The following is a 13,995-nucleotide window of genomic DNA, read 5'->3' as shown; positions in this document are numbered from 1 at the left end:
ATACGAAATGCCCTAGTTTTTATTTGCCTTCCCAGACGCCCTTTTCCTTCAGGCTGTCGGCAAGGTCCTTGGGAACGTAATTCTCATCGTGCTTCGCCAGCACATTATCGGCGCGGAACACGCCATCGTCTCCGAAGCGCCCTTCAGCAACGACGCCCTGCCCTTCGCGGAAGAGATCGGGCGGAATACCCTCGAACACGACCTTCACGGTCTTGATCGTGTCGGTCACCGTAAAGCGCAGCTCGCTGCCCTCGCGGCTGACGGACCCTTCCTCGACAAGGCCACCGAGACGGAACCGCGAGCCGGAGGCCATATCCTGTTCCGTCAGGTCGGCAGGTGTACGGAAGAAGCGAATGTCCTGACTGAAGGCCATCAGCATCAATCCAACCGCTATGGCCAGAACTGCCAGTGCGCCGCCGATCAGGAACAGGCGCTTGCGCTTTCTCTGGCTGACGGTTCGGGCAAAATTACCCGCCGGTTTGGCACCACGTGCGTTGTCTTCTGCGGTCGCGCTCATTTTTGTGCGTTCCCTGTCTCCAGTCCAAGACCGGCTGCGAAACTCTGCAAGTTCGTCCGGCTTTCGCCCTGAAGGGCTGTCATGCCGCGATTGAGAGCGTCCAGCGCTGCATCGCGACGGTTGAGGATCATATAGGAGCGCACGAGACGCTTCCAGCCTTCGACATCCCCACTATTCTGGCGAAGACTTTCATCAAGACGTTGAACCATGCCTTCGATCATCGCCTGCCGGTCCTCCGGGCTGAGCGACGAAGCAGCGTCGACATCGTCCGCCGTTGGCCCTTTCGGCTGCTGTTCACCGCTGGAAGCAGGGTTACGAAGCCGGGCGATAGCCTGTTCGATCTGACCGCGCCACGGCGCATCGGCCGGCGCCTTGTCGAGGAACGCCTGCAGGCGATTGGCGGCCATATCCATACGACCGTCCTGCATCTCGCCTTGTGCGAGGTAGAACTGCGGGCGAACATCATTCGGTTCGAGATCGGCAGCTTTCTTGAAAAAGCCTTCAGCCTCGGCGGTCACGGTGCCGCCCGAAGCGGTTGCCAGTGCTTCACCCAATCCCAGAACGCGTGGGAAATTCTCACCGGCGATGCGAATGGAGCTGCGATAGGCATTGACGGCATCAGCGGCGCGACCAAGCCGCAGATAGATCGGCGCCAGCACGTCCCATCCACGCACATCGCCCGGATTTTGCGCCAGATGCGCTTCGGCACGCGCTACCAGTTCATCGACAGAGCCGCGATCCGCACTGGCCGAAAGCCGTTCGGCGAGCGGCATGGAAGGCATGTCCGGTTTGCCGAAAAGCGGATAGATGCCCCAGGCGATCAGCGGGACTGCAAGCACGGCGATGAAAGCCAGCATTCGGCCCGGCACTGCCTTGCCCGCGGCTTCCGCAGCTTCCTTGCCGGACTTTTCAGCATTCAAAATGCGACGCGAGATTTCGATGCGTGCCTGTTCGGCGCTCTGCGGGTCGATCATGCCGCGTGCAGCGTCGGCTTCGACCTCGCGCAACTGATCCCGATAGACCTCAAGATCGTTCTTTTCAGCGGGCAAGAATACCTGCTTGCGCCGCGTGAGAGGCAACAAAACAGCCAGAGTGGCTGCCAATGTCAGTAATGCTGCAATAAGCCAGAATCCCATGGCTACGACTTAAGCGCAGCCAAGGGAAAAACCAACTACTACCTGCAGTAAGTTGCTACCTAGGGCAATTCGCCGCAAAGGTAGGACGCGGGAGTTAAGTCAGAGGCGTCCAGCTGCCGTCTGGATTGCGACATGCTGTTCCACGGGAAGTCTGCTGCGACCCGCCGATGGTGAAACTGTGCGAATACTGGCGGCAATTCTGAGAGCCAACCTGATAAGGCTGCGCCGCCGTCACATCGCCGGAATTCGATCCGCTCCCGCTCCACGATACTGCCTTACCCGCCGGTGAATATTCAAGCGCACGATATTCAGCCTCAAGGGCCTTCTTGCGGTCGGCTGCGTTCAGCTGATTTGCGGCGCTGCCAAGGAGACCGTTTCCAAGAGACGTCAACAGGCTGGTTTCGGGCTTCTGTGCCGTAGAACCACCGCCCAGCGAAGCAAGACCAGTGCCCTTGCCGGTCGTGCCACAGGCTGACAATGCAAGCGCCACGGCAAGCATCATCGAAGCGACTGAAACTGGGTGAGAAAACCTGGATACCATCATCATAACAACCGGCCTTCATAAACAATTAGCATGCATACTATATCGGCATGTGACTTTTTCAATTTAACTTCTAGTTGGCTTTCGGCCAAAAACAACCGTCAATCTTCCGTCAGCGGCAACACGACCCGGACACTCAATCCACCGAATGAACTCTGGCCCAGATGCAGGCTGCCGCCATATTCGCGAACGGTATCCTGCACGATTGCCAGCCCAAGCCCGGTTCCCGGCTTCGTTTCATCGACACGGCTGCCGCGCTTCAGCGCCGCTTCGATCTTGTCCGGTGCCAGACCCGGGCCATCATCTTCTATCAGGACTTCGAACTGTCGTTGCTCCCCAGAAATAGGGGCGAGCCTGATATTGATATGTTTGCGTCCCCATTTGCCCGCATTCTCCAGCAAGTTGCCGACGATCTCTTCAAGATCTTCCCGCTCTCCGGCAAAGACGGCGTTGGGCAGGTCATTCCTGAAGTTAACGCTGAAAGCCGGATTGAGTTTCGCCGTCACGCGCTGCATGCGTTCGAGAACCGGCGTCACAGGTGTTCGGAACACCACACTGTCACGCTGCGCGGCAATGCGCGCGCGCTGCAGATAGTGCTGTATCTGCACCTGCATCGCCTCGCTCTGTTCCTGAACGATGCGTCCGTGTTCACCACCCATGCTCCGTGCTTCATTGACCAGCACGGAAAGCGGGGTTTTGAGAGAATGGGCGAGATTGCCGACCTGTGTTCGCGACCGTTCGACAATACGGCGATTGTTTTCGATCAGCGCATTCATTTCACTGGCGAGCGGCGCAATTTCGACGGGCAGCGATGCGTCGAGCTTTGACGAGCGCCCCTCGCGAATATCGGCCAGCGCCTGACGCACCTTGTCGAGCGGACGCAGGCCGAACAGGATCACAGCCGCATTGATGAGGATACTACCGATGCCGAAGATCGCCAGATAGGTCGCAAGACTGGTTCTGAAATCGGATATCTCCTTCAGAACCTCGCTGAGATTGCCCATGACGCGAAAACGCGCAACGCGATTGGCAGTATCCAGAACCACTTCGGTTTCAACGATGAAAAGCTCCTCGCCGTTGAGGCCGGGCAAGGTGTAGCTGCGCATGAAGGAACTGTCGAAGGGTACCTGCGAGACCGGCATTTCCGGCACGATGCGCCCGATCAGCGATGGCGATTGCAATTTTCCGGTCAGGTTCGGCGTGACGGGATCGACGGACCAGTACCAGCCGGAGAGCGGGCTCGAATAACGCAATTCGCCCAGCTCCGGGCGCCCCTGCAAGGAGCCCTCGCCCGACGTGCTGACGGCACCGACCAGACTGAACAGGTGGGCGGTCAGCAGGCGTTCAAAATTGCTGCGCGCAGCTTCGCCATAAAGTGAGCCGATGAAAGTCGCCACCACCACAAGTGCTACGATGACCCAGATCGTTGAAAGGGTAACGACGCGGACCGCGAGCGAACGCAGGGGAGGAAAGACGCGAAGAAGCTTCAGCTGTCGTCGCCTTTCGTTTCATTCCCGCCCTCTTCGGAGCGGATACGGTAGCCCATGCCGCGCACGGTCTCGATCAGGTCAACGCCCATCTTCTTGCGAAGGCGACCGACAAAGACTTCAATCGTATTGGAATCGCGGTCGAAATCCTGATCGTAGAGATGTTCGACCAGTTCGGTACGCGAGACCACCTCGTCCATATGGTGCATCAGATAGGACAGAAGCCGATATTCGTGCGAGGTGAGCTTGAGCGCGACGCCGTTAACGCTCGCCTTCGACGTTTTCGTATCGAGATAGAGCGGCCCGCAGGCGAGTTCGGACGAAGCGTGTCCCGCAGCACGGCGGATCAGGGCGCGCAGCCGCGCCAGCACTTCCTCGATATGGAAAGGTTTAGCCACATAGTCGTCGGCCCCGGCGTCGATACCGGCAACCTTGTCGCTCCAGCGATCGCGAGCGGTAAGCATAAGAACGGGCATAGTGCGCCCGCTGCGCCGCCAGCGTTCAACGACGCTGATACCGTCAATACGCGGCAGGCCAATGTCGAGCACCACGGCATCATATGGCTCGGTATCGCCGAGATAATGCCCTTCTTCGCCGTCATAGGCGCGGTCGACCACATAACCGGCAGCAGCCATTGCTTCGGAAAGCTGCCGGTTCAGGTCCTTGTCGTCTTCAACGATCAGGATACGCAAGCGGACATTCTCCCTCAATTCATGAAAAACAGCAGCAAAAAGCCGTTGTTATTGAGCGGGAACGGCCACTTCAACGCGGCGCGGACGCTCGCCATCGCGGCCCGGCACAAGCACCACGACCACACACATGGGGCGACCGTTCTGAGTCGTGGCAGTTGCCTTGGCAAGCTGGCCACCCTGCTGGGCAGCCACCTGTTCGCCGACCGCCGCGCAATCTCCGGCGGCAGCGACTATGAGATTGGACTTCTGCGGCGCAGTTATCGGCAGGGCACCGGCATCGACCGGCAGCAAGCCAATACTAACCGCGAGAAGCGCGAAAACTTTGAGTGCAGAATTTTGTTTCATCATGCCGCCTTATATAGCGCCCCACAGCTGAACGATGCATGAACAACCATTCCTCTTCCGGGCCCAAAGGAAAATTCAGCCTCTGACTATCACGCTTTGTGAAATTATGAAATGCGTGAAGTTGCCCCGATACGCCCGATTATCGTAACAATTCCGGCAATTGCAGTCGCCAGTTGTAGCAGAACATCCGTTAAGGCACCCTGATCGATCAGGTCGGTCGCCACGCCAAAAACGCCCGCAAGCGACAGAAAAAGCGCAACCAGACCGGCCCAGACCGTTCGCGAAAGATACCATGATTTATCGATGTTCATATTTTTTCCTTTCAGTTGATTATTGCCGGGACATCGAGACGCGCAAAATCACCCGGCCCGCTTTTTGCTCCGATCATTGCAACGCGAAACAGGAATTCCGCCTCGCCAATATCGGCCTGTCTTTCGGATGATCCATATGTCCATGACGCCACCGACGTCTGGTTGCTTCGTACCAACGTTCCATCCCGCCAGATTTCGATGCGATAAGCCTCACGCTCCTCGCCAAGCGGGATATCTTCGCCAAGCCAGTCATCGGGCCAGTCATCCGCATCGATCCGCCCGCGCCTGATCCAGTTGAAGGAAAGATCGCCATTCGCCAACCGCACCACCTTCGGATGAACCGGGCTGAGTGGACGTAAGCCGCGCATACCGCCGCTCGACCGGATCGTATCGAAAAACTCGTCTGAAAAGGCCTTGCCTGCCGTTCCAACGCGCCAGTTGAGTTCGAGTCCGATTTCCGACGCCTGCAGGCCGACGGGAGCAATGGAACCATCCAGCAATATGAAAGGCGTCTCGACTGCCTTCAGGACAGATGCGGCCTGCTCGGTCCCCAACTGCCCACGTAGAAGGCGGCTAAGCTTCCAGCGGTTGAGACCGATTTCCTCCGCGTCCAGAAACTGCAACACTTCCCATTCGCCATCAGGCAAACGCAACAGAGCCGTGTTGGCTCCGTTCAGTATCTGCGCCATTGGCCGTGATTGCAGCTCACCCGAATAAAGCACAACCTCAACCGACTGCCCCTCGATCACGCGTCCGCTCGGAGCGCCTTCAAGTGGGGCGGTCAGTTCACCCATGATTGCCCGGTCCTGCACGATGGTGCGTTCCGCAAAGCCATCCTCTGAAGGTGACGAGAAAACCGCTGCTCCGCGCCATGGCTTTGCATGACAGGCGATGCGGAATTGACCGACAGGCTCTTCTGCACCGGGCCAGAGCGGCAAATCGATGAGGTGGAAGATCGGCTTCATATCGAGAGCCGGACCGCCACCGGGGCTGGTCGGCGTTTTGCCGTGGTCGGCAAAGGCGATGTTCGGTGCCAGCGCGATTGCGCGGACAGTGCGGATTTCTCCGTCTTCCAGTCCAGTGACAACATAGTTGCGTTCACCGCCCAAAATGCCAAGCCGCACGCGGTCTCCGACATGAAGTGCAGCCATCGACCATGGCAGTGCGAAATCCACCGAGCGCCGCTCCGCATAACGCCGTGCCATCCATGCTTCAGCAAGCACCGTTGCCTGCCCCTGTTCCATAACGCCAGAAAGGCTCAGCGTTTCCGTGCCCTGCCCCTCCTCGCGACGGACCGAAGCGCCCGAGATCTGGAAATCCCGCAGCGGATCGTTGCAATAAAGCTCGGCCACGGATGGCAGATCGCCTCGATCTTCGATAGTAACCGTGAGAGCTTCCCGGTCATCCGGCTGAACGAAATCGGGCAATTCGAGCACTGACCCTGCGCGCATAATGCTTTTGAACACGAAGCGCCCGGCCTGTTCATAACCATGAACGCCAAAGATATTCAGCAGTGGCTCCAGCACGCCCCGCGCGCTCGATGGCTCACCTATTACAAAACCGGAAAGATAACCGTCCACTCCGGTACAATCGGCTTCCGGTAAGCCGAAATCCTTGAGGATGCTTGCAATCAGCTCATCCAGCGACACGCCGCTGATGCGTCCGTTCAGCCAATGACCGAGACGCCAGTTTTCCGTATCGCCCCAGGTATCGGCAGCAAGCGGAAATTCCGGAAACGGCCTCGTATCCCACGACCAGAGATAGATGCGATCCATATCCAGCATCGGCCCGCTATAGAGCGGGGAAACGGGATTATTGTTTTGCCAGTGGCGATAATGGGCGCGCAGAAAGCGGTCCATGCCGATATCCGCGCGCGACCCATTTGAAAAATACGGCGTCGCATTTTCCGACGATTTCGGGTCCGGGAAAACATTCGGCTGGTTCGGCCCCTTGTCGACCGCTGGACAACCAAGTTCCGTGAACCAGAACGGCTTCGACTGCGGTATCCATGCCGTCGGCTGCGCAGCTTCAGCCCCTGCGATGCGGTTATAATGCTGGTTACTCCACCAACCTTCGAGGTCCTTGTAGCGATAGACCCACGGCTTACCTGAAAGACCGTCCGTAATAAGCGAACGCCTGCGAGCCTCACGGTCTTTAGCGTTTGCGTAATACCAGTCATAGCCCTCGCCCGACGCCACATGGTCTGTGAGGCCATCCAGATCATAGGCCGTCTCGAACCCATCCAGATTGCCATCGTCGAGATCATGATCGCGCCAGTCGGCAAGCGGCATGTAATTGTCGATCCCGATGGCATCGATGGCCGGATGCGACCATAACGGATCGAGATTGAAATAGAGGGCGCCGCTGCCATCCTGCGCCTGATAGCCGAAATATTCCGACCAATCGGCGCCATAGGTGATCTTGCAGCCGTTGCCGAGCTTTGCCCGCATTTCGGCAGCGAGCGTGCAAAGATGCGCGACGAAGGGAAAGCTCTCCTGTCCATCGCGAATGCCGGTCAGTCCGCGCAACTCCGATCCGAGTAGAAACGCATCCACACCACCGGCCCGCTGCGCCAGATCGGCGCAATGGTTGAGAAAACGGCGATAGCCCCATTGTCCATCAACAAAAGCCTGCACCTGTTCGCCTGCAGCAATCGTCTTGTCCGGCGACCCGGTGACCCCGATGGCGGGGTGGCAGGTGATGCGCCCGCGCCATGGATAGGCAGGCTGGCCAAGGCCGCCATAAGGCGATGGCAACTGATTGCCCTCCGGCACATCCATCATGATGAAAGGGTATAAAGTTACCTTGAGCCCACGCACCTTCGCATCGCGAATGGCAGCAATCACAGTTTGATCGGATGGCGTTCCGCCATAGGCTGCACCCTCTCCGCTTGTGGAAATGAGATGCGCGTCGGCTCGCACCATATTTTCCACTTTCCAGACATGGCTTGGCTTGCGCGCTGAAAGCGCGGCAACACCGGGGCGAATACGGCAGGAACCGGCGCGCAGATCGTCGCCAAACCATGGCAGCACAATCGCAACGTGGTGCAGATCAGGACAAAGCGCCTGCAACTCGTCCATCGAAGCGGTCCAGTCGCTGCGCGCACGCAGAATATTGCGATTGATCCAGCGGTTCTGACCGGCGAGCGGTTCGTCATTCACCGGATCAGGCGACAGTCCGAACTCCGTCGAACCGGGGATCAGTGCCACCGCCCGGACAGATTGCGCAACCTTGCCGAGGGGACGCATCACTTCGAACTGGAACTGCGGCAGACGATTGCCGAACCTGTCGAGCGGGATGCGCTCGAACACCACATGGGCGGTGCCGCGATAGGCGGGCGCGTTGCCGGCTCCCTGCTTCGCTTCGATCAGCGGATCGGGAGCTTGCGTGTCCGTACCGCGATAGATACGCATTTCAATCTCGGTGAGATCCAGTTCCTGCCCATCGGCCCATATGCGGCGAATACCGGCTATCGAACCTTCCGCGACGGCATAGGCGGCGTTGCCGAAATAGCTGTAACTGGTGACTTTCGGCCCGCCCTTGCCGCCCTGACGTTCAGTGGTCTTGTGTTCCTCGAAGCGTGTCGCCCAGATGAGCGTGCCGGAAACCCGGACCGTACCGTAGACAAAGGGCAGAGCCGCACCTTCTTCGGCAGTGGCGACGCGCCCGCCGTTCAGTCGCGCACCTTCGACATGACGTGTGGAATTGATGAGCGCATTGTCGATGGCATAGCCGCCCATCGCGCCAAGACTGGCACCAATAGCGGCACCAACAGGCCCGAAGATGCCGCCGACCGCAGCACCCACCGCCTGCAAAACGATTGTGGCCATGAATCAGATTTTCCGTTCGGGAAAGATGAAAATTCCGACGATACGATTTCGCCATTGCGGCACCAGCGCCGATGCCATCACGCTATGCCCCTGATAGGCATGGATGAAACGGTTATCATGCGCCATGATCCCGAGATGCTTGGCCGCAAGACCAGCCCGCCAGCGAAAAACGACAAGGTCGCCGGGCATTGGCACAGGAGAACCTCGCCGGTTCATATGGCGGGATGCGGCCTCCAGCATGGGATCGCCGGTCGAGACTTCGGCCCAGTCGGGCGCATAGACGCCGGGTGCTTCCGGTTCGTCCCCGTAAAGCGCTCGCCACACACCGCGCACCAGACCGAGGCAATCGCAACTGACGCCGCGCGTGGAAGCACCATGGCGATAGGGCGTACCAAGCCACCGTTCCGCCTCGGACAGAACTTCCTCGGCGATCATCATGGAACGAGCGCGCTCCCGTCATATTCATTGCCGCCGTTGACATAGGCATAGGCCGCGTCATTGCCCGGCAGATGCGGGAAACCACGAAAATTCGCACCATTCGCGAATCTGGCCTTGCAGGTCGCAAAACTCTTGTCGCAACCGGCAATGATGCGAAACGCATCGCCTTGCGCGACAGGCAGCACCGGCGGTTCGCCAAGTTTGAGAACCTGCCCGGCATGAGCTGTCACACGGATGGACAGACCGGCATTCGCACCGCCAATCCAATTCAGCATTCCGCCTGAAAACCAGCCCGACGCAAAGCCGTCCAGACCTGCCACGGTCAGGCTTAGACCGTCCGCCGCCAGCACCGTGCTTTCGGCAAAGTAACGCGGATCACCGACATCGACGCCGCAACGGCTGTCACCCAGACTGGCATCGCAATGGCGCAGAACGCGACGTCCGCGAACAGCATCAAACGCTGCCGCAGCCCCTTTCAGTTCCATCACAAACCGGCTGCCAGACCTGCTGATCTTGCCAGCCGTCCAACGACGCAGGAGCATTTGTTGTGCCGGTGCCGACCAGTTCATCAAATAGGCCTCGATGGAGGCGCCGTCATAGCGACCCTGCTCGATATCCATATCGCTGATCTTCGCTGACGACAGAACACCCTCGACCTCGCCGCCTGCCACTGAAAGACCAAGCGCAGTCGAGGCTTCGCTGCTGTTGAGGCCGGTCAAAGGTTCGCAGGCAATTCCGCCCACCTGCACCGGGCGATCATGATCAGTAAAGCCCAGAACAATGCCATCGCTTCGCCTGATAAGCCAGGCGAAGCAATGACTTGTCACCTCGCCCTGCAAATGTGATTCAAGTTCTGCCGGAACCGGGATCATATCTTCACCTCTATGATCGGGATCGAGGGAATTTCACCCGCCTGAAACGAGGCAATGCTTGCCGTCAGGCGATCCGTGTCGAAACGAACCGGCACATCGAACAGGAATCCGGCAGTGATGATTGCACCCGGCGCTGGCACGTAATCCAGTGAAAGTGTCACCGTTCCAGTTCCATGATCGACCGTGAAAGATTCGCCTTCCGGCAAGGTCACGCCATTTGTCGCCACCAGCACGGAACCGGCAACCGGACGTGTAATCGGGCGGTCATAGCTTTCATAGTGTTTGACGAGCTGAAAGCTGACCTTCGCCCCATCGCCGACACCGATCCGCTGATCGGTCGCCTTGGGCGGTGCGCTGCCGATAGCAGACGAAAAATCGAACGGGTCGCGAAACCGGAATGCATGAAGCGATCCGCGCCGCGCTTCGAAGAAGGCCAGCACCTGCCTCAGATCATCCAGCGAACGCAAACCGGTTCCGGCATCGAAATGACGGCGCGAATGCGCCCAGCGGGCATTACGCTTTTCCATGCCGGAGGTGAGCGTCACGATTTCGTTGCGCCATTCCGGCCCGCCCGTCGAACCGAAGGAAACGCCGAGCGGGAAGCGTACATCATGAAAGGCTTCTATCATGGTCTTGTTTCCTCACGCATGATCAGGTCTGGAAACCGGTTCCCACTTTTCAGGATCATGCTTAAAGCCTCCGTGCGCCGCGGCGCACCGCGCCTGCCAACATCGTCGAAAGCTGCGCTTCCGACTTGCGGAAAGACGACGCATCCGGCGACGTCATGTTGAAGACAACCTGCACCGGCTTGCCGCCGCCACCCGTCGCAACACCCAGGCGACCATCCGCGCCCCGCGCGAGCGGCAAAATGGCTTCGGCACCTGCCTCGCCGGTCAGGCCAAGCGAGCCGTTGCCCATGCCGAAATAGGTGGGGCTCGACACAACGCCGCCCTTGGCAAACGGCATGATGCCGCGAATGCCGCTGAAAAGTCCGCCCATCATGGATGAGGTAAGACTTTGCAATGGCTGCATGCCTGCTGAAAGTGCAGTTCCGGCCAGATTGCTGGCGAGGCCGCGCAGCACGTCCTCCAGCCCCTTGCCGGACGTGATTGCGCCTTTCAAAGCCGAGGTCAGGCTGTTGCCGAAGCTCGACGAGCGCTTTTCGAGATCGGTCAAAGCGCGATCGAAGGCGCTCGTATCCGCATTGACGGATACGGTAACGGTTTCATCTGTCATAATTCACCTGTCGGGAAAGGCGCGCATCAGTGTTTCGAGTGACTGGCGCGAAGGCGCGTCGAAAACTGGCGCGGCGGAGCCGAGCGCGGCGTTCAGTTCACGCGGCGTCATCGACCAGAATGCCTGTGGGGAAAGCCGCAGCAGACCGAACCCCGCCCGCATTGCCTCATCCCAGGGAAATGGTCCGGGAAAACGCTTTTGCGGCGGAGGTTTCGATTCAACTGCGGCACTCAAGGGTTTGGCGCGGAATCCTTTTCAGGCGATCCGAAAGTAACTGTCAGCAGCGAGGCGACAATGCGGGCAAAGCCCGCGGCCCCGCCTTCTGCGCGCATGTCGGCCACGTCGTCCACGCTGACCGTATGCCCCCCGCCTCGAAGCCCGGCGCAGAGAATGCGCTGCATGTCGCGCGCCGACAGCCGCCCCGTTGAAAAGCGCGCTGTCAGGTCCGACAGGTTATCGACTTCAAATGCCGATTCCAGTTCCGCCAGCGCGCCCAGCGTCAGGCAGAGCGTCCAGTCGCGATCATCCAATCGGGCCGCGACTTCGCCGCGATAGCGATTGACCATCATAGCGCCTCACCGAAGGTGATAAGGCTCGCAGATTCCAGTGCGATCTCGAAAGTCACTTCCGCATCGTGATTGCCGCCATATTCCAGCGCCGTTATCTGGAACGGCCCGCTGATCGTGCCGAAATCCGGCAGGACGATCTGCCAGTCGCGGATTTCGCCGTCGAAGAATATCCGGCGGATCAGTGCGTCGGACGCGGCATCCTTGAAGATGCCCGATCCGCTGACCGATGCACGCTGAACCCCGCTACCAGCCAGCAATTGCCGCCAGCGCCCGGCAGCGTCGGCGTCCGTTACATCCACGGTTTCGGCGTTGAACGCGATACGCTTGGTGCGCAAGCCCGCGCAGGTTTCAAACGTGCCGTCATCGCGCGCCGTCTTGAGCAAGATGTCCTTGCCTCTCTGTGCTACCATTCAAATCTCCCTGAGTTTCAATCTGCGGGTTCGGTCACGGCGCGATAGCGCATGGTGCCAAGATAACTTCCCAGTCCGTCGGTATTGCGCGCCAGAACTTCGGTCAGCATCAGATTCACCAGACGATGTCCGTTCACCTCGACCGGCTTTTCGTCGAGCACCGTTGCGATCTTGGCGGCAATGTCGAGCACGCGTTTACGCCCGCTTTCCTTCGCCCAAATCTGAATGTTGAGAAAATGCTCGCCGCCCTTTTCGGTCGACGTATCCCAGTCGCGGCTGGCGGTCTCGCCGAGCGTCACATAGGGAAAGGGTGTCTTCGGCGGAACATGGTCGTAGATGCGCTCCCCGCCAATCGATTCAATGAGTTCGTCATCCTTCTTCAGAGTCTCAAACAGAGCCTTCTGCAATGCTGCCGCGCCATTCCTCATGCTTGCCCCCGCCCGCATTTCTGGTTGTACGAATGCCGGTATCGCCCGATGCCGACGCCTGTTGAACCGCGATGGTTTCCCGGACCGACAACGCTTTCCAGCGTAGCGCCCGGACAAGACCATCGAATGTAAGTTGCATTGAGATATTCATCGCCCCTGCTCGCTCGCCAGACAGACGAGATAGCGTTCGCTTTCATCGGGATCGTGGATCGAGCGGAGCGAAAAGACCCGTCCTGCCTTGCGCAGTCGCATGGCGGTCGAAACATCGGAACGGAACCGCAGCAGGATGCGATGCGTCACTTCCGCTTGCGGGCGTGTGCCGAAATCCTTCTGCGATGTGGAAAGCGGTTCGATCCGCCCCCAGACCATGCCGATCTCGGACCAGCTTTCGGCATAGCCGCCCATGCTGTCCGCCACCGGTTGCATCGCCTCCAGCACCAGCTCGGAAGTGAGCTGACCCGGATCGATGAAAAGCACGTTGTTCATAGAGAAACCCTCTTCCAGCTGTCGATCATCTGGTTGATGACCGGCGGGAAAGAGCCCGATGCGGCATCTGCATCGACACCGGCGCGCGACTCGTAAAGATGCGCGACGAGCGTCAGAATTGCATGTTTGAGCGCATCCGGAACCTCGACGCCGCTTTCCCCAAAACCGGCGACGAAATCGACTTCGAGGCCGATGAATTCCGCCGCATCCGGATATTGCGCCATATAGAGACGCTGTGGTCTGCGGCCATGATGGAGGACGAATTCTTCCGGCGAGAAGCTGATTGCGGTTCCGTCCTGCCTGTATGCCACCACAGCCGCCACCGATTTGACGGGATATTTGAACAGGGCAAGACGGCCCGAGCGCGGCCAGCGATCGACACGCAGACGCCATGTCTGATCGATCAGCGACAGGCCGGTCTCGGCTTCGATGATCTCGCGGGCAGTCGCGATGAGACGACGCAGGATATCGTCTTCGCTATCGGTGGAAATTCGTAAAAATGCGCGCACGTCTGCTATCGTCACCGGCTCCAGCACCGGTGGCGTGACAAGAAACATTGTCATGGATTTTCCTCTAAATGATAACTTTCAAATCAGACAGTTAAACACGAACTCCGTACGGAGCTTCACTTGCTTTGGAGCAGGAAACTACCTGCCAAAACCGGCAGGATAGCTCCGAAATTCCCAGAGAAAATTGA

The 13,995-nt window shown here is 58.9% G+C and carries 19 protein-coding genes; all 19 read right to left on the bottom strand.

Annotated features, from left to right (window positions below; genetic code table 11):
- Positions 1-19 precede the first annotated feature (19 nt).
- The 19 genes from ccmE to OHI65_RS12755 all read right to left on the bottom strand — a co-directional run bounded on the left by ccmE (position 20) and on the right by OHI65_RS12755 (position 13,861).
- On the bottom strand, positions 20-517 hold the full coding sequence (gene ccmE, locus OHI65_RS12845; RefSeq protein WP_125335082.1) for a cytochrome c maturation protein CcmE: 498 nt from the start codon (positions 515-517) through the stop codon (positions 20-22).
- A complete protein-coding gene (gene ccmI / locus OHI65_RS12840; RefSeq protein ID WP_125335084.1) occupies positions 514-1,653 on the bottom strand; it encodes a c-type cytochrome biogenesis protein CcmI in 1,140 nt (379 codons plus the stop codon). The genes ccmE and ccmI overlap by 4 nt, the downstream gene beginning before the upstream one ends.
- A 94-nt stretch (positions 1,654-1,747) precedes the next feature.
- Complete coding sequence (locus OHI65_RS12835; RefSeq protein WP_125335086.1) at positions 1,748-2,200, bottom strand: hypothetical protein; 453 nt, start codon at positions 2,198-2,200, stop codon at positions 1,748-1,750.
- A gap of 95 nt (positions 2,201-2,295) precedes the next feature.
- Positions 2,296-3,594, bottom strand: coding sequence for an ATP-binding protein (locus OHI65_RS12830; protein ID WP_264358968.1), 1,299 nt, complete (start codon positions 3,592-3,594; stop codon positions 2,296-2,298).
- Between the two features lie 86 nt (positions 3,595-3,680).
- The gene (locus OHI65_RS12825; RefSeq protein ID WP_125335090.1) at positions 3,681-4,373 is read right to left on the bottom strand and encodes a response regulator transcription factor; all 693 of its coding nucleotides are present in this window, start codon (positions 4,371-4,373) and stop codon (positions 3,681-3,683) included.
- A gap of 48 nt (positions 4,374-4,421) precedes the next feature.
- Positions 4,422-4,718: a hypothetical protein gene (locus OHI65_RS12820; RefSeq protein WP_125335221.1), complete on the bottom strand. Its 297-nt coding sequence runs from the start codon at positions 4,716-4,718 to the stop codon at positions 4,422-4,424.
- Between the two features lie 104 nt (positions 4,719-4,822).
- Positions 4,823-5,029, bottom strand: coding sequence for a hypothetical protein (locus OHI65_RS12815; protein ID WP_061347241.1), 207 nt, complete (start codon positions 5,027-5,029; stop codon positions 4,823-4,825).
- A gap of 11 nt (positions 5,030-5,040) precedes the next feature.
- Positions 5,041-8,859, bottom strand: coding sequence for a baseplate megatron protein TIM-barrel domain-containing protein (locus tag OHI65_RS12810; RefSeq protein WP_264358967.1), 3,819 nt, complete (start codon positions 8,857-8,859; stop codon positions 5,041-5,043).
- Between the two features lie 3 nt (positions 8,860-8,862).
- Positions 8,863-9,297, bottom strand: coding sequence for an NlpC/P60 family protein (locus OHI65_RS12805; RefSeq protein ID WP_264358966.1), 435 nt, complete (start codon positions 9,295-9,297; stop codon positions 8,863-8,865).
- On the bottom strand, positions 9,294-10,169 hold the full coding sequence (locus OHI65_RS12800) for a DUF2163 domain-containing protein (RefSeq protein ID WP_264358965.1): 876 nt from the start codon (positions 10,167-10,169) through the stop codon (positions 9,294-9,296). The genes OHI65_RS12805 and OHI65_RS12800 overlap by 4 nt, the downstream gene beginning before the upstream one ends.
- Entirely contained in the window at positions 10,166-10,798 is a 633-nt protein-coding gene (locus OHI65_RS12795; RefSeq protein ID WP_264358964.1) for a TIGR02217 family protein, read from the bottom strand. The genes OHI65_RS12800 and OHI65_RS12795 overlap by 4 nt, the downstream gene beginning before the upstream one ends.
- A 61-nt stretch (positions 10,799-10,859) precedes the next feature.
- On the bottom strand, positions 10,860-11,405 hold the full coding sequence (locus OHI65_RS12790) for a phage tail tape measure protein (protein WP_151689669.1): 546 nt from the start codon (positions 11,403-11,405) through the stop codon (positions 10,860-10,862).
- A gap of 3 nt (positions 11,406-11,408) precedes the next feature.
- The gene (locus tag OHI65_RS12785) at positions 11,409-11,567 is read right to left on the bottom strand and encodes a rcc01693 family protein (RefSeq protein WP_319636896.1); all 159 of its coding nucleotides are present in this window, start codon (positions 11,565-11,567) and stop codon (positions 11,409-11,411) included.
- Positions 11,568-11,635: 68 nt separating this feature from the next.
- A complete protein-coding gene (locus tag OHI65_RS12780) occupies positions 11,636-11,974 on the bottom strand; it encodes a gene transfer agent family protein (protein WP_264358962.1) in 339 nt (112 codons plus the stop codon).
- Positions 11,971-12,384 carry a phage major tail protein, TP901-1 family gene (locus OHI65_RS12775; RefSeq protein ID WP_151689668.1) on the bottom strand — a complete coding sequence of 138 codons (414 nt, stop codon included), beginning with the start codon at positions 12,382-12,384 and terminating at the stop codon, positions 11,971-11,973. Before OHI65_RS12775 ends, OHI65_RS12780 begins: the two co-directional genes overlap by 4 nt.
- A gap of 17 nt (positions 12,385-12,401) precedes the next feature.
- A complete protein-coding gene (locus tag OHI65_RS12770; protein ID WP_125335106.1) occupies positions 12,402-12,812 on the bottom strand; it encodes a DUF3168 domain-containing protein in 411 nt (136 codons plus the stop codon).
- Positions 12,772-12,951, bottom strand: coding sequence for a hypothetical protein (locus OHI65_RS12765; RefSeq protein WP_231771363.1), 180 nt, complete (start codon positions 12,949-12,951; stop codon positions 12,772-12,774). The genes OHI65_RS12770 and OHI65_RS12765 overlap by 41 nt, the downstream gene beginning before the upstream one ends.
- Before the next feature lie 8 nt (positions 12,952-12,959).
- Positions 12,960-13,298, bottom strand: a complete 339-nt coding sequence (locus tag OHI65_RS12760) for a phage head closure protein (protein ID WP_125335110.1) — start codon at positions 13,296-13,298, stop codon at positions 12,960-12,962.
- Entirely contained in the window at positions 13,295-13,861 is a 567-nt protein-coding gene (locus OHI65_RS12755) for a head-tail connector protein (protein ID WP_264358961.1), read from the bottom strand. Before OHI65_RS12755 ends, OHI65_RS12760 begins: the two co-directional genes overlap by 4 nt.
- Between the last annotated feature and the right edge of the window lie 134 nt (positions 13,862-13,995).

Origin of the sequence: Brucella sp. MAB-22 (assembly GCF_025908475.1) — a bacterium.
Taxonomy (GTDB): domain Bacteria; phylum Pseudomonadota; class Alphaproteobacteria; order Rhizobiales; family Rhizobiaceae; genus Brucella; species Brucella anthropi.
Note: the sequence above shows the minus strand (reverse complement) of the source record. Positions and strands in the feature narration are given on the sequence as shown.